We start from the raw sequence: 18,919 nt of genomic DNA, 5'->3' as shown, positions 1-18,919 counted from the left end.
TCTATCGCGCCGATCCTTTATTTTTAAATGGAAATACGAATCATGAGCATTATTATTTACACTCGCAATAACTGTGTTCAGTGCCACGCCACCAAACGGGCAATGGAAAGCCGTGGTTTTGACTTTGAGATGGTAAACGTCGATTTACAACCCGATTTGGCTGATAGCCTGCGCGATCAAGGGTTTCGCCAGCTACCGGTCGTGGTCGCGGGTGAAACCAGTTGGTCAGGGTTTCGTCCGGACATGATCAACCGTCTGCATCCGGAACACCGTGTGGCCAGCGCATGAGTCAGCTCGTCTACTTCTCCAGCAGCTCCGAAAATACGCACCGCTTTATGCAGCGTCTGGGGCTGCCAGCCATCCGCATTCCGCTTAACGAACGCGAGCGGATCCGGGTAGACGAACCTTACATATTAATCGTGCCGTCCTACGGCGGCGGCGGCACTGCTGGCGCGGTCCCAAGACAGGTGGTCCGCTTTTTAAACGATACGCACAACCGGGCGTTAATCCGTGGGGTGATCGCCTCCGGCAATCGTAATTTCGGTGACGCCTACGGTCGCGCGGGTGATGTCATCTCACAAAAATGCGGCGTGCCGTGGCTCTATCGCTTTGAGCTGATGGGCACCCAAAGCGATATCGACAACGTTCGAAAAGGAGTGAGCGAATTTTGGCAACGACAACCGCAGAACGTGTAATGCAGCCAACGCCGGATTATCACGCCCTGAACGCCATGCTGAATCTGTACGATAAAGCCGGGCGCATTCAGTTCGACAAAGACCATCAGGCGGTGGAGGCCTTCTTTGCCACCCACGTCCGCCCAAACTCGGTGGCGTTTGCCAGCCAGCAGGAGCGCCTGGAAACGTTGGTGGATGAAGGCTATTACGATGCCAGCGTGTTAGCCCGCTACGATCGCGCGTTCGTGCTGAAGCTATTCGATCACGCCCACGCCAGCGGATTCCGTTTCCAGACGTTCCTCGGCGCATGGAAGTTCTACACCAGCTATACGCTGAAAACGTTCGACGGTAAGCGCTATCTCGAAGACTTTGAGGATCGGGTCACGATGGTGGCGCTCACGCTGGCGCAGGGCGATGAAACGCTCGCGATGCAGCTGACCGATGAAATGCTCTCCGGGCGCTTTCAGCCCGCCACACCAACCTTTTTAAACTGCGGCAAACAGCAACGCGGTGAGCTGGTCTCCTGCTTCCTGTTGCGTATTGAAGACAACATGGAGTCTATTGGTCGGGCGGTCAACTCCGCACTTCAGCTCTCCAAACGCGGCGGCGGCGTGGCATTTTTGCTCTCCAACCTGCGCGAGGCAGGAGCGCCCATAAAGCGCATTGAGAACCAGTCATCTGGGGTGATCCCAGTAATGAAAATGCTGGAAGATGCGTTTTCTTATGCGAATCAACTCGGGGCACGTCAGGGTGCGGGGGCAGTGTATCTGCACGCACACCATCCGGATATTTTACGTTTTCTCGATACCAAGCGCGAAAACGCCGACGAGAAAATCCGCATCAAAACGCTCTCGCTTGGCGTGGTGATCCCGGATGTTACCTTTCAACTGGCGAAAGAAAATGCCCGAATGGCGCTGTTCTCACCGTATGACGTGGAACGGATTTACGGCAAACCTTTCGGTGATATCGCCGTGAGTGAGCGGTATGACGAACTGGTTGCCGACGAACGTGTGCGCAAAAAATTCATTAACGCCCGCGATTTCTTCCAGCGGCTGGCAGAGATCCAGTTTGAGTCTGGCTATCCTTACATCATGTTTGAAGATACGGTGAATCGCGCCAATCCGATTGCCGGTCGGATCAATATGAGCAACCTGTGCTCGGAGATTTTGCAGGTTAACAGTGCCTCCACCTACGATGAAAATCTCAATTACGCGCAGACCGGGCACGATATTTCCTGCAATCTCGGCTCGTTAAACATTGCCCACACCATGGATTCACCCGACTTTGGTCGTACCGTGGAAACGGCGATTCGTAGCTTAACCGCCGTTTCGGACATGAGCCATATCCGCAGCGTGCCCTCGATTGAGGCCGGAAACAGCGCGTCGCACGCGATTGGTCTTGGGCAGATGAATCTGCACGGGTATCTGGCGCGGGAAGGGATCGCCTACGGTTCGCCGGAAGGGCTGGATTTCACCAATCTCTATTTCTATACCATCACCTGGCATGCGCTGAATACGTCAATGAAGATCGCCCGCGAGCGCGGTCAAACCTTTGCCGGATTCAAACAGTCGCGCTACGCCAGCGGCGAGTATTTTAACCAGTATCTGCAGGGCGACTGGCAACCAAAAACCGCCAAGGTTCGCACGCTGTTTGCCGCCAGCGGCATTACGCTGCCGACGCGCGAGATGTGGTCACAGCTGCGTGAAGATGTGATGCGCTACGGCATTTATAACCAGAATTTACAGGCGGTTCCACCCACCGGTTCTATCTCTTACATCAATCATGCCACGTCAAGCATTCACCCGATCGTGTCGAAAGTGGAGATTCGCAAAGAGGGCAAAACCGGGCGCGTTTACTACCCTGCCCCGTTTATGACCAATGAGAATTTGGCCTTGTATCAGGATGCCTATGAGATCGGCCCACAAAAAATCATTGATACCTATGCTGAAGCAACGCGCCATGTCGATCAGGGGCTTTCACTGACGCTCTTTTTCCCCGATACCGCCACCACGCGCGATATCAATAAAGCGCAGATTTACGCCTGGCGTAAGGGCATCAAATCCCTGTACTACATCCGACTACGCCAGCTGGCGCTGGAAGGCACCGAAATCGAAGGCTGCGTGTCATGCGCGCTGTAAGGAGGAGAAAATGACATTATCCCGCGTGAGCGCCATCAACTGGAACAAGATTGAGGATGATAAAGATCTTGAGGTATGGAACCGTCTGACCAGTAACTTCTGGCTCCCGGAAAAGGTCCCGCTCTCCAATGACATTCCGGCCTGGCAAACGTTGAACGCCGCCGAACAGCAGTTAACAATCCGCGTTTTTACCGGGCTGACGCTGCTCGACACCATTCAGAATGTTGCCGGAGCGCCAGCGTTAATGGCTGATTCGTTAACGCCGCATGAAGAGGCGGTGCTGTCGAATATCAGCTTTATGGAGGCGGTGCACGCCCGTTCATACAGCTCAATATTCTCTACCCTTTGCCAGACCAAAGACGTGGATGCTGCCTACGCCTGGAGTGAGGAAAATACCCCACTCCAGCGCAAAGCGCAGATCGTTTTGACACATTACGCCAGCGACGAACCGTTGAAGAAAAAAATAGCCAGCGTGTTTCTGGAATCCTTCCTCTTCTATTCTGGCTTCTGGTTGCCAATGTATTTTTCCAGCCGCGGCAAATTGACCAATACCGCCGATCTCATTCGTCTGATCATTCGTGATGAAGCGGTTCATGGGTATTACATTGGTTATAAATATCAAAAAGGTCTGGAGCATATTTCCGAATCCGCACGCGAGGAGTTAAAGAATTTTGCCTTTGACCTACTGATGGAATTGTATGATAACGAAGCGCGTTATACGGAAGAGTTGTATGCAGAAACCGGCTGGGTGGATGACGTCAAAGCCTTCCTTTGTTACAACGCCAATAAGGCATTAATGAATTTGGGATATGAGGCGCTATTTCCGCCTGAAATGGCGGAGGTTAACCCGGCAATCCTTGCCGCGCTGTCGCCCAACGCTGATGAAAACCACGATTTCTTCTCGGGTTCCGGTTCATCTTATGTGATGGGAAAAGCGGTCGAAACAGAAGATGACGACTGGAATTTCTAGCGCTCATTTTCACGGGAAATACCGTACATTTTTCGCGGAAATATTTTAACAGGATCACACTTTTGTCGTGCAAATATAATTGTGTGATCTACACTCAATATCAGCCGCATTATTCGCCTGCATTCCAGCAATTCAGGCGATTTTTCATTGCCATTTACAAAAAATATTAACCCGTTCACATTCGCGCTCAGCCCTTATATCACGGGAAGTCCCGCCACTTGGCCTTTGGCAATATTCATGCCACAACCAAATTCAGGGTTGTCTCAGATTCTCAGTATGTTAGGGTAGAAAAAGGTCACTATTTCCATCAGGTAATATATCGATATAAACAAATAACAGGAATCATTCTATTGCATGGCAATTAAATTAGAAGTTAAAAATCTCTATAAGATATTTGGAGAGCATCCCCAGAGAGCCTTCAAATATATTGAAAAAGGACTTTCAAAAGAGCAGATTCTGGATAAAACGGGGCTATCGCTTGGCGTTAAGAACGCCAGTCTGGCCATTGAAGAAGGCGAGATATTTGTCATCATGGGATTATCCGGTTCGGGTAAATCCACAATGGTACGCCTTCTCAATCGCCTGATTGAACCCACCCGCGGGCAGGTATTGATTGACGGCGTAGACATCGCCCGGATATCCGATGCTGAGCTTCGCGAGGTGCGCAGAAAAAAGATTGCGATGGTGTTCCAGTCCTTTGCCCTGATGCCGCACATGACGGTTCTCGACAATACGGCATTCGGCATGGAATTAGCCGGCGTAGGTGCGGATGAACGTCGTGAAAAAGCGTTAGATGCGCTGCGCCAGGTTGGTCTGGAGAATTATGCTCACGGCTACCCAGATGAACTTTCCGGAGGCATGCGCCAGCGTGTAGGCCTCGCCCGCGCATTAGCCATTAACCCTGACATCTTATTAATGGATGAGGCCTTCTCAGCCCTCGATCCATTAATTCGTACTGAGATGCAGGATGAACTGGTAAAACTACAGGCGAAGCATCAACGCACCGTGGTCTTTATATCGCATGACCTCGACGAAGCCATGCGCATTGGCGACAGAATTGCCATTATGCAAAACGGTGAAGTGGTCCAGGTCGGCACGCCAGATGAAATCCTGAATAATCCGGCCAATGATTATGTACGCACCTTCTTCCGTGGCGTCGATATTAGCCAGGTCTTTAGCGCGAAAGATATTTCACGCCGTAGTCCCGAAGGTTTGATTCGTAAAAACCCCGGGGTGGGTCCACGTTCTGCGCTGCAATTATTGCAGGACAAAGATCGCGAATATGGTTACGTGATCGAACGCGGCAATAAATTCGTTGGCGTTGTCTCTATCGACTCATTAAAAACAGCGTTAAGTCAGGCGCAAGGTATTGAAGCGGCATTGATCGATGAGCCGTTAGCCGTAGATGCACAAACCCCTCTCAGCGAGTTGCTTTCTCATGTCGGTCAGGCCCCGTGCGCGGTGCCGGTTGTAGATGAGGAACAGCAGTATGTGGGCGTCATTTCAAAACGCATGCTGTTACAGGCTTTAGATCGTGAGGGGGTAAACAATGGCTGATCAAACTAATCCGTGGGACACCACACCAGCGGCCGACAGTGCCGCACAAAATGCTGATGCCTGGAGTACGCCATCAGGCGCACCCACTGACGGTGGTGGCGCGGACTGGCTGACCAGCGCACCCGCGCCGGCACCAGAGCATTTCAATATTATGGATCCGTTCCATAAAACGCTGATCCCGCTCGACAGTTGGGTCACAGAGGGGATCGACTGGGTCGTTACCCATTTCCGTCCGGTCTTCCAGGGCATTCGTGTCCCGGTGGATTACATTCTCAACGGCTTTCAACAGCTGCTGTTAGGTATGCCAGCCCCGGTAGCGATTATCCTGTTCGCGCTGATTGCCTGGCAGATTTCCGGCGTGGGGATGGGCGTTGCTACGCTGATTTCCTTAATTGCCATCGGTGCCATCGGCGCGTGGTCGCAGGCCATGATAACCCTGGCGCTGGTGTTGACCGCGCTGCTGTTCTGCGTGGTGATCGGTCTGCCGATGGGGATCTGGTTGGCGCGCAGTCCACGGGCAGCAAAAATTGTTCGCCCGCTGCTGGACGCCATGCAAACCACACCCGCGTTTGTCTATCTGGTGCCGATTGTCATGCTGTTCGGTATTGGTAACGTCCCGGGCGTAGTGGTGACGATTATCTTCGCCCTGCCGCCAATCGTGCGTCTGACTATTCTGGGGATTAACCAGGTGCCAGCCGATCTGATTGAAGCCTCGCGCTCGTTTGGCGCCAGCCCGCGTCAGATGCTGTTTAAAGTGCAGCTCCCGCTGGCAATGCCCACCATTATGGCTGGGGTTAACCAGACGCTGATGCTGGCACTCTCAATGGTCGTCATCGCGTCGATGATTGCCGTCGGCGGACTGGGTCAGATGGTTCTGCGCGGAATCGGTCGTCTGGATATGGGGCTTGCCACCGTCGGCGGGGTTGGGATTGTGATCCTCGCTATCATTCTCGACCGCCTGACGCAGGCCGTCGGTCGCGACTCGCGTAGTCGTGGCAACCGTCGCTGGTACACCACCGGTCCCATTGGGCTTATCACTCGCCCTTTCACGAAGTAATTCACCCGTTGCCCGGTGGCGCTGTGCTTACCGGGCCTACAATTCATTAACTTGCACAAAATCATTCAAGTTGCATCGCGGCGGTAAACGAATGTATCCCCAGGAGCGTACAAGTAGTACGTGACTGGGGTGCATGAGTGCAGCCAACAAAGAGGCAGCTTGAAGGATGAAGTGCAATAAGGAACAACGATGCGACAGAAAATAATTATTGCCACAGCGTTTGCCACCCTTGTCTCCACCAGCACTTTCGCTGCCGACCTGCCGGGCAAAGGCATCACCGTACAGCCAATCCAGAGCACTATCTCTGAAGAATCCTTCCAGACGCAGTTAGTCGCCCGTGCGCTGGAGAAACTGGGTTACACCGTTAACAAAACCAGCGAAGTTGACTACAACGTCGGCTATACCTCCATTGCCTCTGGCGATGCAACTTTTACCGCCGTGAACTGGCAGCCGCTTCATGATGATATGTACGCCGCTGCGGGCGGAGACAAAAAGTTTTATCGCGAGGGGGTATTCGTTACGGGTGCCGCACAGGGTTATCTGATCGACAAGAAAACCGCTGAGCAGTATAAAATCACCAATATCGCCCAGTTAAAAGATCCGAAGATCGCCAAAATCTTTGACACCAACGGTGACGGAAAAGCCGATATGATGGGCTGTTCACCGGGCTGGGGCTGTGAAGCCGTAATCAACCACCAGAACAAAGCTTTCGATCTGGAAAAAACCGTCGAGGTCAGCCACGGTAACTATGCGGCGATGATGGCCGACACCATTACCCGCTTCAAAGAAGGTAAACCCATTCTTTACTACACCTGGACACCGTACTGGGTGAGCGACGTAATGAAACCTGGTAAAGATGTGGTCTGGCTGCAGGTGCCGTTCTCTTCCCTGCCAGGTGAGCAGAAAGATATTGATACCAAACTGCCAAACGGCGCCAACTACGGCTTCCCGGTGAACACTATGCATATTGTCGCCAATAAAGCCTGGGCGGAGAAAAACCCGGCTGCGGCGAAACTGTTTGCCATCATGAAGCTGCCGCTGGCGGATATCAACGCGCAGAACGCAATGATGCACGACGGGAAAGCGTCTGAAGCCGACGTACAGGGTCACGTTGACGGCTGGATCAAAGCCCACCAGCAGCAGTTTGACGGCTGGGTGAACGAAGCGCTGGCCGCGCAGAAATAACCCACTCGCAGGCCTGATGAGTGTAGTGCCATCAGGCCAGTAACCGCATACATGCCGGATGGTAGCGCGATGCACCTAATCCGGCCTATCCTCCTTCCTCCAATCGCACAATCCATCACTCAACAAATCAGCAACATTTAATCACTTCCGTTATGATTGTTTTCTGCAACCCATTACTCAGTTGAAAACAATGACGAAAACTACTCAGGGACTTAGCCCTTCGCTGATCCTGTTAATGTCTATTGCCACCGGCCTCGCCGTCGCCAGTAACTATTATGCGCAGCCGCTGCTCGACACCATCGCGCGCAACTTTTCGCTATCTGCCAGTACCGCAGGGTTTATCGTCACTGCGGCCCAACTCGGCTACGCTGCCGGCCTGCTGTTCTTAGTGCCGCTTGGCGATATGTTTGAACGTCGGATGCTGATTGTCTCCATGACATTGCTCGCGGCTGGCGGCATGCTGATCACCGCCAGCAGCCAGTCGCTGGGTATGCTGATTCTCGGTACTGCCCTGACCGGACTGTTCTCGGTAGTGGCACAGATTTTGGTTCCGCTGGCGGCAACGCTTGCCACACCGGACAAGCGCGGGAAAGTTGTCGGCACGATTATGAGCGGCCTGCTGCTGGGTATTCTGCTGGCGCGCACCGTGGCGGGATTACTGGCGAATCTTGGCGGCTGGCGCACCGTATTTTGGGTCGCATCAGTATTAATGGCGCTGATGGCGGTTGCTCTGTGGCGCGGCCTGCCGAAGATGAAATCCGATACTCATCTTAACTATCCTCAGCTGTTAGGCTCGGTATTCAGCCTGTTTATTCACGATAAATTGCTGCGTACCCGCGCGATGCTGGGCTGCCTGACTTTTGCCAATTTCAGTATCCTGTGGACCTCGATGGCGTTTTTGCTCGCCGCGCCGCCGTTTAACTATTCGGAAGGAATGATTGGTCTGTTCGGTCTGGCGGGTGCCGCAGGGGCATTAGGCGCACGTCCGGCGGGCGGTTTTGCCGATAAAGGTAAATCCCACCTGACCACAACCATTGGGCTGCTATTACTGCTGCTCTCCTGGCTTGCTATTTGGCTTGGGCACGCTTCCGTCCCCATGCTGATTATCGGTATTCTGGTGTTGGACCTCACCGTTCAGGGAGTACACATCACCAACCAGACGGTTATCTATCGCATTCATCCGGATGCGCGTAATCGCCTGACCGCCGGATACATGACCAGCTATTTTATTGGCGGAGCGGCAGGTTCGCTAATTTCAGCCTCCGCCTGGCAGCATGCTGGTTGGGCTGGCGTTTGTCTGGCGGGTACGACCGTTGCCGTACTCAACCTGGTGGTCTGGTGGCGAGGTTTTCACCGTCAGGAAGCCGTAAATTAAGCGTATAGTGCATGTTTACCGCTGATTGGGCTCCACAGGGTGTTAAGGAGCCCATCAGTCTGCTAAGGTTATAACTCATTGAGCCAAGTTATATTAATTTCGGTAATGAAACCTATAACCCTATGGAAAGCCCTGTACCCCAGTCTGAATCCTGTTCGGCAACGTTAACGGAAGGATTCAAAGACAGCCTGCCAATAGTCATCAGCTATATTCCGGTCGCTTTTGCATTTGGTCTCAATGCCACTCGCCTTGGCTTTACGCCGATTGAAAGCGTCTTTTTCTCCTGCATTATCTATGCGGGAGCCAGCCAGTTTGTCATTACCACCATGCTCGCTGCGGGCAGTTCGCTGTGGGTCGCCGCCCTTACCGTCATGGCCATGGATGTCCGCCATGTTTTGTACGGCCCTTCCCTGCGCAGCCGAATAGCCCAGCGACTGAGTAAACCCAAAAGTGCACTGTGGGCTTTTGGCCTTACCGATGAAGTCTTTGCCGCCGCAACGGCAAAACTGGTCCGGGATAATCGGCGCTGGAGTGAAAACTGGATGATCGGCATCGCACTGTGCTCCTGGGCCTCCTGGGTGTTTGGTACGGTGATCGGCGCGTTTTCCGGCAGTGGTTTACTCAAGGATTACCCGGCGGTTGAAGCGGCACTGGGATTCATGCTCCCGGCGCTGTTTATGAGCTTCCTGCTCGCGTCATTCCAACGTAAACAAGCGCTCTGCGTGACTGCCTCCCTGGCCGGGGCGCTGGCTGGCGTCATGCTGTTTTCCATACCTGCAGCTATCCTTGCAGGTATTGTCTGCGGATGCCTGACGGCGCTCATCCAGTCATTTTGGCAGGGAGGTCCTGATGAGCTATGAGGTTCTGCTACTTGGCCTGTTGGTCGGCTGCGTTAATTACTGTTTTCGCTATTTGCCACTCCGTCTTGGGGTAGGCAATGTTCGCCCGACGAAGCGCGGCGCGACGGGCATACTACTCGACACTATTGGCATTGCATCTATTTGCGCCCTGCTGGTGGTGTCTACCGCACCAGAAGTTATGCACGACGCTCGTCGGTTCGTGCCTACGCTGGTGGGGTTTGTCATACTGGGCGCAAGCTTCTATAAGACCCGCAGCATCATCATTCCAACGTTACTGAGTGCTCTGGGCTATGGATTAGCCTGGAAAATGCTTGTTGGCTTATAGATAAAAACAATCATTTTAAAGAAATAATACATTTACTTTATTTGTCACTGTCGTTACTATATCGGCTGAAATTAATGAGGTTATACCCAAATGGATAGTTCGTTTACGCCCATTGAACAAATGCTAAAATTTCGCGCCAGCCGCTACGAAGAGTTCCCTTATCAGGAAGTGCTTCTGACTCGCCTCTGTATGCACATGCAGGGTAAGTTGCTGGAAAACCGCAATAAGATGCTGAAAGCTCAAGGGATTAACGAGACATTGTTTATGGCGTTGATTACGCTGGAGTCTCAGGAAAACCACAGTATTCAGCCTTCTGAACTGAGTTGCGCGCTTGGCTCGTCACGCACTAACGCTACCCGCATTGCGGATGAGTTAGAAAAACGTGGCTGGATCGAACGTCGTGAAAGCGATAACGATCGCCGCTGTCTGCATCTGCAATTGACCGAGAAAGGCCATGCTTTTTTGCAAGAGGTGTTACCGCCTCAGCATAACTGCCTGCATCAGCTCTGGTCGTCTCTTAGCACCACCGAAAAAGATCAGCTTGAGCAAATTACCCGTAAACTTCTGACCCGTCTCGATCAGATGGAGCAGGATGGCGCGGTGTTAGAAGCGCTGCGCTAACGCGCTGACTCGCTCAGAAATCCAGATTTATAAATGAAAAAACCGACAGGCCAGCACGCATACTGCTGGCCTGTCTGATAAACAGGTCGGCTCAGCCGATGTGAAAAAAATAAGATCGTGGAGAACAACATGAGCGCAAATGCGGAGACTCAAACCCCGCAGCAACCGGTCAAGAAGAATGGCAAACGTAAAAGTATGCTACTCCTTCTGACCTTGCTCTTTATTATCATTGCCGTGGCATATGGGATTTATTGGTTTTTAGTACTTCGTCATGTCGAAGAGACAGACGATGCGTACGTGGCAGGGAACCAGGTTCAAATCATGGCTCAGGTATCAGGCAGCGTGACGAAAGTCTGGGCTGATAACACTGACTTTGTAAAACAAGGCGATGTGCTGGTCACCCTCGACCAGACAGACGCAAAGCAGGCATTTGAAAAAGCCAAAACTGCGCTGGCTTCCAGCGTGCGTCAGACGCACCAGTTGATGATCAACAGCAAGCAGTTACAGGCAAGCATTGAAGTGCAGAAAACCGCACTGGCGCAGGCACAAAGCGACTTTAATCGCCGAGTTCCGCTGGGCAATGCCAACCTGATTGGCCGCGAAGAGCTGCAACACGCTCGTGATGCCGTCGCCAGCGCTCAGGCCCAGCTTGATGTCGCGATCCAACAATATAATGCTAACCAGGCGATGATTCTGGGTAGCAAGCTGGAAGATCAACCCGCTGTGCAACAGGCTGCCACCGAAGTGCGCAATGCCTGGCTGGCGCTGGAACGTACCAGAATTGTCAGCCCAATGACCGGTTATGTATCCCGTCGTGCCGTACAGCCTGGTGCACAAATTAGCCCAACCACGCCGCTGATGGCAGTTGTTCCGGCCACTAACCTGTGGGTAGATGCCAACTTCAAAGAAACACAGCTCGCGCACATGCGTATCGGCCAACCGGCGACCGTTATCAGCGATATTTACGGCGATGACGTAAAATATACCGGTAAAGTTGTCGGTCTCGATATGGGTACGGGCAGCGCCTTCTCCCTGCTGCCAGCGCAGAACGCAACCGGCAACTGGATCAAAGTCGTCCAGCGTCTGCCGGTACGTATCGAGCTGGATGCGCAGCAACTGGCACAGCATCCATTACGTATTGGTTTGTCTACGCTGGTTACGGTAGATACCTCAAATCGTGACGGACAAATTCTGGCAAGCCAGGTTCGTACCACGCCGGTATCAGAAAGTAATGCACGTGAAATCAACCTTGCTCCGGTCAATAAGATGATCGAAGAGATCGTGCGGGCCAACGCGGGCTAATTCAAAGGTGCGTGTGATGCAACAGCAAAAACCGCTGGAAGGCGCGCAGCTCGTCATTATGACGATCGCGCTGTCCCTGGCGACATTCATGCAGGTGCTGGACTCCACCATTGCTAACGTGGCGATCCCCACTATCGCCGGGAACCTCGGCTCTTCACTGAGCCAGGGAACCTGGGTGATCACCTCATTCGGGGTGGCGAACGCTATCTCTATTCCGATCACCGGCTGGCTGGCAAAACGCTTTGGCGAAGTAAGACTCTTTATGTGGTCAACTATCGCCTTCGTCATTGCGTCATGGGCATGCGGGATGTCCACCAGCCTGAACATGCTGATTTTCTTCCGCGTAATTCAGGGTATTGTCGCCGGTCCATTAATTCCGCTGTCACAGAGCCTGTTGCTGAATAACTATCCACCCGCCAAGCGTTCCATCGCCCTCGCGCTATGGTCGATGACGGTGATTGTTGCCCCGATATGTGGTCCTATTCTTGGGGGCTATATCAGCGACAACTATCACTGGGGCTGGATATTTTTTATCAACGTGCCAATCGGGGCTGTGGTGGTATTGATGACACTGCAAACCCTGCGCGGTCGGGAAACCAAAACCGAGCAGCGGCGCATTGACGCCATTGGTCTGGCACTGCTGGTCATCGGTATCGGCAGTTTGCAGATTATGCTCGACCGCGGCAAAGAGCTGGACTGGTTCGCCTCGCAGGAGATTATCATCCTGACGGTGGTCGCCGTTGTCGCTATCAGCTTCCTGATCGTCTGGGAGCTTACCGACGAGCACCCCATTGTCGATCTCTCGCTGTTTAAGTCGCGCAACTTTACCATCGGCTGTCTGTGTATCAGTCTGGCCTATATGCTCTACTTCGGCGCAATCGTACTGCTGCCGCAGCTGTTGCAGGAGGTATACGGCTATACGGCAACCTGGGCTGGTCTGGCGTCAGCGCCGGTTGGGGTGATTCCGGTGATCCTGTCTCCGATTATCGGCCGCTTCGCGCACAAGCTGGATATGCGTCGGCTGGTAACGTTCAGTTTTATTATGTACGCCGTCTGTTTCTACTGGCGTGCGTGGACGTTCGAGCCGGGTATGGACTTTGGCGCATCGGCCTGGCCGCAGTTTATTCAGGGGTTCGCGGTAGCCTGCTTCTTTATGCCGCTAACCACCATTACGTTGTCCGGCTTGCCGCCCGAGCGTCTGGCGGCGGCATCCAGCTTGTCGAACTTTACGCGAACGCTGGCAGGTTCCATTGGCACATCGATTACGACGACAATGTGGACAAACCGCGAGTCGCTGCATCATGCGCAGCTAACGGAATCTGTTAACCCCTACAACCCAAATGCACAGGCTATGTACGATAAGCTGCAAGATTTAGGGATGACGCACCAGCAGGCTTCAGGTTGGATAGCTCAGCAGATCACTAATCAGGGGCTGATTATATCCGCTAACGAAATCTTCTGGATGTCGGCGGGGATCTTCCTGGTCCTGCTTGGCCTGGTGTGGTTCGCCAAACCGCCCTTCGGTGCGGGCGGCGGCGGCGGTGGCGCACACTAACTATCTGATAAAAGGGATCTGCGGATCCCTTTTTTATTAGACCTACAATCAGAAGTAATATTTGAATCTCAGACGCCCGCCGTAACGCGCATCTTCGCTGTTATCACCATTATTCGGATTGGCCTCTACCCATGAAGCATAGGCACCGAGGTAGATGTTAAAGTTTTTCATATCCATCACATTGGGGAATAAATATGAGGCATGAATAGTGTGAATGTCATAATTGCCGGGATCGGTGATCCAGCAATCGTCCTCACAAACGGCATCGATATTGGTAGCATTGAAGGCTTCGATTTTGTTATGCGCATAGATATAACCCAGTTCAAATCGATGCCACAACGCATTCACCCCAGCGGTAAAATCTGTCTCATCGGTCGCATCCATATAGGCGGTATTCAGGTTAATCACTGCGCCATCTTCCGGGTCCGTTTTTTGACCATTCCAGGTCATGGTAAAACCATAGCCCGTACGATCTGACTGATCGATCCACGTCCCATTTTGGTAATAACCGTAGGCGTTGTTAACGACGTTACTTTCCATCGCTATCGCCGTTGAAAAACGCCCATTTTGCCAGGCAATAACCGGACGGACGTAAGCCACGTTTTTATCGTTGGTTAAATCCATTCCGTGGTACTGCTTCTCGGTATATAACGTACTGCCATTTTCCAGCAATGTGTTAACTTCGAAATACCAGTTGTCGATGGTTTTGCTCAGCAGGAAGTTACCCCCGCTGTCGCTACGTCCCCGTCCTTCTTTCATCATATAGATGTAGCCGTAACCGTCACTGTAGAGATCGTTCGCTGTATTCCCCGAATATTCAACAAACGTATCCTGATTCAGCGGGAACATATCGTAGGCTTCAAAACGACCAACCTTAATTTTCCAGTCATTCTCACGACCAAAGAAGAAAGCGGCATCATCGAGGTTCATTTTTCCGGTCAGGTCCGCGAGAGGCTGTACCGAGAACCCTGCAAAATTACCGTTGTCCCGCCGCTGGTAGCCATCAAAACCCAGCAACAGGCGTCCGTTAATATCCCAGCGTTCATTGGTTCCTGGTGCCCAATCTTTATTCGCTGACGTTCTCGTCGATGTCAGGCTACCGGAACGGCTTGCCGCATCCATATTAAATTCGACATCGCCATAGAACTTAATATCGCTGAAGCCAGATAATGTCAGCTTAGGCGGAGTTTCACCTGCTGCAATCGGCTCGGCAGACTGGACATTCACCGTCGGCGTAGCGGCGACCTGCTGCTGCTTCAGCGAGCGAATTTGTGCCTCGGCATCGGATGCCCGTTTTTCGGCATTAACAACACGTTGCTCCAGTTCAGCCAGACGCTGCTCAATAGTGATATTATTTGCTGCCCAAAGGTTATGAGAAAAGCAAGCACCGATCATCAGCGCCAAATATTTAGCCTTCATTTTCATCCCTAAAGTTTAATGTATACCAGATAAGATTTGATAAAAACCCTATCTACCGGCTATTAAAAGAGTCTTGTTATTACCCGGATATCTGGCGCATTCCATTATGTTTTTCTATTAATTATTTATGTTTTTTAGTTTATGTGATCAATACACTCTGGCATCGTTAATTATCCACCTTTTTCTGTTTGCCAGATCACATTTTATTATTTAACAGGTCAGGCATCATTTAAATTAAAATATATTCTCGCCGCAAATATAATAAACACACATTATATTAAGAAATAAAAAACCCCGGACATAAGCCGGGGTTAATTTAAATACTGGAACAGCTAATCAATAAGACTAAATATGCAGTTCCTGCAGTTTCTCTTTCGGTAGCGCCAGCTCTTCATTGCTGTTCACGCGTACATCACGCTCCAGAATATGACGCGCGATATCCTGTGCTTCGCTAAGAGAGTGCATCTGATACGTACCGCACTGGTAAACGTTCAGCTCCGGGATCTGGTTCTGATCCTGTACTTTCAGCACGTCCGCCATTGCCGCTTTCCACGCGTCGGCTACGCGCTGTTCGTCCGGCGTACCAATCAGGCTCATGTAGAAGCCGGTACGGCATCCCATCGGAGAGATATCGATAATCTCAACGCCGTTACCGTTAAGGTGGTTACGCATAAAACCTGCAAACAGGTGTTCCAGCGTATGGATACCTTTCTCAGGCATCACTTCTTTGTTCGGAATGCAGAAACGCAGATCAAACACGGTGATTGCGTCGCCATGCGGGGTGTTCATCGTTTTTGCAACCCGGACCGCGGGAGCTTCCATCCGGGTGTGATCGACAGTAAAACTATCTAACAACGGCATTTAGCCACCTCCGATAAATTTTTTAAAAATAATCTGAACTCTTTGTTCCGGGGCGAGTCTGAGTATATGAAAGACGCGCATTTGTTATCATCATCCCTGTTTTCAGAGATGAAATTTTGGCCACTCCCGAGTGGCCTTTTTCTTTTGTATCAAGCGTGCTTTTCCAGCCACACGCTAAACGGCTCAGTATCAGCCGCTTCGATCTCCTGCTGACGACGCTTTGAAGCCTCGGTTTCAGCAATAAATTCAGCTTCCTGCACTATTTCTAACGGCTCTTCACGCAGCAGATTTCGGTAAGCCTCACCCAACGCTTTGCCCGTGCCGCCAATGCCTTCATCAATCATAGACCGTAGGATCCGGGCAGAGAAAGTCAGTTCAGGATTGTCAAAACAGGCAACCAGTTCATCACAGACCTTCTGATACTCCTCTCCCCCATCGATGCTGTCCAGCGTTTGTGCCACGCGTTTCAGATCGCGGAACAAATCTTTCCCAACCTTCGGCAGCGGGAACTGGGCTGTTTCACAGCCAATACCTAACGTCAGCCCAGGCTTACGCCCTTCGAGAATCACGCGATTCCAGTTTTTACGCGTACACAGCAATTCATCGCTGCTCATTTCCGGGGCATCAGCCAGCGCACACCAGACCATAAACAGATCGAGGAAGCGCACCTGCTGCTCGTCCACGCCGATAGGCGAGAACGGGTTGATATCCAGCGAGCGTACTTCGATGTACTCGATACCGCCACGCAGAAGCGCATCTGATGGCGTTTCACCACGACGAGTGACGCGTTTCGGGCGAATAGGCGCATACAGCTCATTTTCAATCTGCAGAACGTTGCTGTTGATTTGCAGACGCTTACCGTCTTTCTCCAGACCGATCGCCGCGTACTCCTCGGAAGGCGTCTTAATCGCGCGCTTTAATCCTGCCACATACTCATGCAAATCGTTAAACGTAATTCCGAGATTGCTTTGCGACTTATTGGTATAGCCCAAATCACTCAGACGCAGCGACGTTGCGTACGGCAGGTAATACATCCCACAGTCGGTTTTTTCAAACGGCAGAGTTGTCGGTTTTCCTTGCAGGAATGAGGAACAAATGGCCGGAGAGGCACCAAACAAATACGGGATCACCCAACCAAAACGGTAGTAGTTGCGGATCAGACGGAAGTAGCCCGCGGAGATCTTCTCTTTTGCATCCTCACCTTCGGTTACACCGCATTTCGCCTGCCAGAAAGCCATAGGCAGCGAGAAATTGTAGTGTACGCCCGAGATTGTCTGCATCAACGCGCCGTAACGGTTTTTGAGGCCTTCACGGTACAGCGTCTTCAGGCGACCGGTATTCGACGTACCATACTGTGCCAGTTCGATATCCTGACCTTCGGCAATATAGCAAGGCATGCTCAACGGCCACATACGCTCGTCGCCAAGGTTTCTTGCGGTATAACGATGTAAGTCGCGCATGAACGTGAGCATTTTCTCAATGTCGTCACCGGGAGGAGTAATGAACTCCAGCAATGCTTCGGCAAAGTCAGTGGTTATCCACTTATGCGTTAGCGCTGAGCCTAACACCTCAGGATGGCCTGTTGTTGCTAATGACCCATCTGCATTAACACGCAGCGTTTCGCGCTCCAGACCACGTTGAATCCCCTTTAACGCCTGAGGATGGTTTTCCAGCCAGGCCAGCGCCTGTGATACGTCCGGGATCAAATTGACCTCCCGCCTGTCAAAGTCGTTTTAATTAGCATAATGGTATTGGTTACCCTGAAGGCTATCCCACAACACAATTAGTGCCACCACATAATGCCTTGTGTCGTAACCGCTGCGACAACAACATAGCGCAGCGCCTTGCCAAGGCATAAGAAAAAGAGAACTGGGCCCCACGAGATGCGCATCCACCCGGCTAACAGGCACAGCAAATCCCCCACAACCGGCATCCAGCTTAATAATAGTGTGACAGCGCCATAGCGCCGCAGCCAGCCAGTGGCTTTTTCTTGCCAGCGCGATGTTTTACGCAATGGAAAGAAACGCCCAAGGATAACGTTAGTTAACCCTCCAAGGCTATTACCCATTGTTGCTGTTAAGACTAAGACCCAGGGATGACTGACCCCGGAAACCAACAAAGCAACCAGAATAACTTCAGAATTGCCGGGTAATAGCGTGGCACTGAGAAAACTGCTGGCAAACAGTGACAGGAGCGACAGTCCATCACTCACAATAACCGGACATCCACGGCATCCATTCCCGCGGCATGCGCCGCCTGTATTCCAAAATCGGCATCTTCAAACACGACGCAACGAGCCGGAACAACCCCCATACGTTCGGCACAAAGCAAAAACGTATCAGGAGCCGGTTTATGGTGTTGTACGTGATCGGCTGCGACTACAGCATCAAAATAGTGACGCAGACCAAGGTGAGCGAGCAGCGCTTCTGCAATTGCGCTTTCACTACCCGTACCTACCGACATAGGACGACGACCATGCCAGGCTTTCACGACATCAACCAACGGCAAAGGCTGGACGCTATCCAGCAGCATGCTTCTCACCTTGTCAGTTTTTTCACGTGCCAGTGCATGAGGATCAAGATCGGCATGGTTTAATTCAATTACCGATTGCGCAATACGCCACGTTGGGGAACCATTGAGAGCGACCATGGCATGTTCATCAAACCGTAGTCCATAATGCCCCAATACCTCATGCCACGCCTTACGATGCGTAGGCTCGGTATCCAGGATGGTACCATCCATATCAAAAATCAAACCCGCATAACGTTCGTACATCGTCTTCTCACAAGCCGAGTGACCAGACGTTATTTTATCGTAATTGATTGATTTTGTCGCTGACAGCGAATTGAGGGGTGTTCAGAGAGTATGTGGAAATGATTTGAGGGGGAGATGGTGCTGCCGATTATCTCGCAGACCATGAAAAAACAGTTTCGCTGTTATCTCGGAGAAGATGGTGCATCCGGGAGGATTCGAACCTCCGACCGCTCGGTTCGTAGCCGAGTACTCTATCCAGCTGAGCT

At 51.9% G+C, this 18,919-nt stretch carries 18 protein-coding genes; 13 read left to right on the top strand and 5 right to left on the bottom strand.

Features of this window, described 5'->3' with window-relative positions; translation table 11 throughout:
* Window positions 1–42: 42 nt before the first annotated feature.
* The 13 genes from nrdH (at window position 43) to emrB (ending at window position 13,619) form a co-directional block, all read left to right on the top strand.
* Complete coding sequence (gene nrdH, locus OGY67_RS21515) at window positions 43–288, top strand: glutaredoxin-like protein NrdH (RefSeq protein WP_032944700.1); 246 nt, start codon at window positions 43–45, stop codon at window positions 286–288.
* Window positions 285–695, top strand: coding sequence for a class Ib ribonucleoside-diphosphate reductase assembly flavoprotein NrdI (gene nrdI / locus OGY67_RS21510; protein WP_267452023.1), 411 nt, complete (start codon window positions 285–287; stop codon window positions 693–695). Before nrdH ends, nrdI begins: the two co-directional genes overlap by 4 nt.
* On the top strand, window positions 668–2,812 hold the full coding sequence (gene nrdE / locus OGY67_RS21505; protein WP_286574484.1) for a class 1b ribonucleoside-diphosphate reductase subunit alpha: 2,145 nt from the start codon (window positions 668–670) through the stop codon (window positions 2,810–2,812). The genes nrdI and nrdE overlap by 28 nt, the downstream gene beginning before the upstream one ends.
* A gap of 10 nt (window positions 2,813–2,822) precedes the next feature.
* On the top strand, window positions 2,823–3,782 hold the full coding sequence (gene nrdF, locus OGY67_RS21500; protein ID WP_048215699.1) for a class 1b ribonucleoside-diphosphate reductase subunit beta: 960 nt from the start codon (window positions 2,823–2,825) through the stop codon (window positions 3,780–3,782).
* Window positions 3,783–4,136: 354 nt separating this feature from the next.
* Window positions 4,137–5,339: a glycine betaine/L-proline ABC transporter ATP-binding protein ProV gene (gene proV, locus OGY67_RS21495; protein ID WP_003825980.1), complete on the top strand. Its 1,203-nt coding sequence runs from the start codon at window positions 4,137–4,139 to the stop codon at window positions 5,337–5,339.
* The gene (gene proW, locus OGY67_RS21490) at window positions 5,332–6,396 is read left to right on the top strand and encodes a glycine betaine/L-proline ABC transporter permease ProW (RefSeq protein ID WP_008785611.1); all 1,065 of its coding nucleotides are present in this window, start codon (window positions 5,332–5,334) and stop codon (window positions 6,394–6,396) included. Before proV ends, proW begins: the two co-directional genes overlap by 8 nt.
* A gap of 189 nt (window positions 6,397–6,585) precedes the next feature.
* A complete protein-coding gene (gene proX / locus OGY67_RS21485) occupies window positions 6,586–7,581 on the top strand; it encodes a glycine betaine/L-proline ABC transporter substrate-binding protein ProX (protein WP_043017315.1) in 996 nt (331 codons plus the stop codon).
* Window positions 7,582–7,771: 190 nt separating this feature from the next.
* The gene (locus tag OGY67_RS21480) at window positions 7,772–8,956 is read left to right on the top strand and encodes an MFS transporter (RefSeq protein ID WP_071445458.1); all 1,185 of its coding nucleotides are present in this window, start codon (window positions 7,772–7,774) and stop codon (window positions 8,954–8,956) included.
* 122 nt (window positions 8,957–9,078) lie between these two features.
* Window positions 9,079–9,816, top strand: coding sequence for an AzlC family ABC transporter permease (locus OGY67_RS21475; protein WP_048236632.1), 738 nt, complete (start codon window positions 9,079–9,081; stop codon window positions 9,814–9,816).
* Window positions 9,806–10,141: an L-valine transporter subunit YgaH gene (gene ygaH, locus OGY67_RS21470; protein ID WP_003825969.1), complete on the top strand. Its 336-nt coding sequence runs from the start codon at window positions 9,806–9,808 to the stop codon at window positions 10,139–10,141. The genes OGY67_RS21475 and ygaH overlap by 11 nt, the downstream gene beginning before the upstream one ends.
* Window positions 10,142–10,231: 90 nt before the next feature.
* On the top strand, window positions 10,232–10,762 hold the full coding sequence (gene emrR / locus OGY67_RS21465) for a multidrug efflux transporter EmrAB transcriptional repressor EmrR (RefSeq protein WP_003037300.1): 531 nt from the start codon (window positions 10,232–10,234) through the stop codon (window positions 10,760–10,762).
* Window positions 10,763–10,891: 129 nt separating this feature from the next.
* On the top strand, window positions 10,892–12,064 hold the full coding sequence (emrA, locus tag OGY67_RS21460; protein ID WP_003825968.1) for a multidrug efflux MFS transporter periplasmic adaptor subunit EmrA: 1,173 nt from the start codon (window positions 10,892–10,894) through the stop codon (window positions 12,062–12,064).
* A gap of 16 nt (window positions 12,065–12,080) precedes the next feature.
* On the top strand, window positions 12,081–13,619 hold the full coding sequence (gene emrB / locus OGY67_RS21455; RefSeq protein ID WP_003825966.1) for a multidrug efflux MFS transporter permease subunit EmrB: 1,539 nt from the start codon (window positions 12,081–12,083) through the stop codon (window positions 13,617–13,619).
* A gap of 48 nt (window positions 13,620–13,667) precedes the next feature.
* On the opposite strand, the gene OGY67_RS21450 is transcribed toward emrB, so the two are convergent.
* The 5 genes from OGY67_RS21450 to yqaB all read right to left on the bottom strand — a co-directional run bounded on the left by OGY67_RS21450 (window position 13,668) and on the right by yqaB (window position 18,674).
* The gene (locus tag OGY67_RS21450) at window positions 13,668–15,038 is read right to left on the bottom strand and encodes a carbohydrate porin (protein ID WP_234096569.1); all 1,371 of its coding nucleotides are present in this window, start codon (window positions 15,036–15,038) and stop codon (window positions 13,668–13,670) included.
* A 345-nt stretch (window positions 15,039–15,383) separates the two neighbouring features.
* A complete protein-coding gene (gene luxS / locus OGY67_RS21445) occupies window positions 15,384–15,899 on the bottom strand; it encodes an S-ribosylhomocysteine lyase (RefSeq protein WP_003037312.1) in 516 nt (171 codons plus the stop codon).
* A gap of 149 nt (window positions 15,900–16,048) precedes the next feature.
* Window positions 16,049–17,605 carry a glutamate--cysteine ligase gene (gshA, locus tag OGY67_RS21440; protein ID WP_032944711.1) on the bottom strand — a complete coding sequence of 519 codons (1,557 nt, stop codon included), beginning with the start codon at window positions 17,603–17,605 and terminating at the stop codon, window positions 16,049–16,051.
* Window positions 17,606–17,682: 77 nt separating this feature from the next.
* The gene (locus tag OGY67_RS21435) at window positions 17,683–18,111 is read right to left on the bottom strand and encodes a YqaA family protein (RefSeq protein ID WP_284960996.1); all 429 of its coding nucleotides are present in this window, start codon (window positions 18,109–18,111) and stop codon (window positions 17,683–17,685) included.
* A complete protein-coding gene (gene yqaB, locus OGY67_RS21430) occupies window positions 18,108–18,674 on the bottom strand; it encodes a fructose-1-phosphate/6-phosphogluconate phosphatase (RefSeq protein WP_008785616.1) in 567 nt (188 codons plus the stop codon). Before yqaB ends, OGY67_RS21435 begins: the two co-directional genes overlap by 4 nt.
* Between the last annotated feature and the right edge of the window lie 245 nt (window positions 18,675–18,919).

The organism is Citrobacter sp. Cpo015, from assembly GCF_030333035.1.
GTDB classification, from domain to species: domain Bacteria; phylum Pseudomonadota; class Gammaproteobacteria; order Enterobacterales; family Enterobacteriaceae; genus Citrobacter; species Citrobacter portucalensis.
This window is presented reverse-complemented; position numbering and strand designations above follow the sequence as displayed.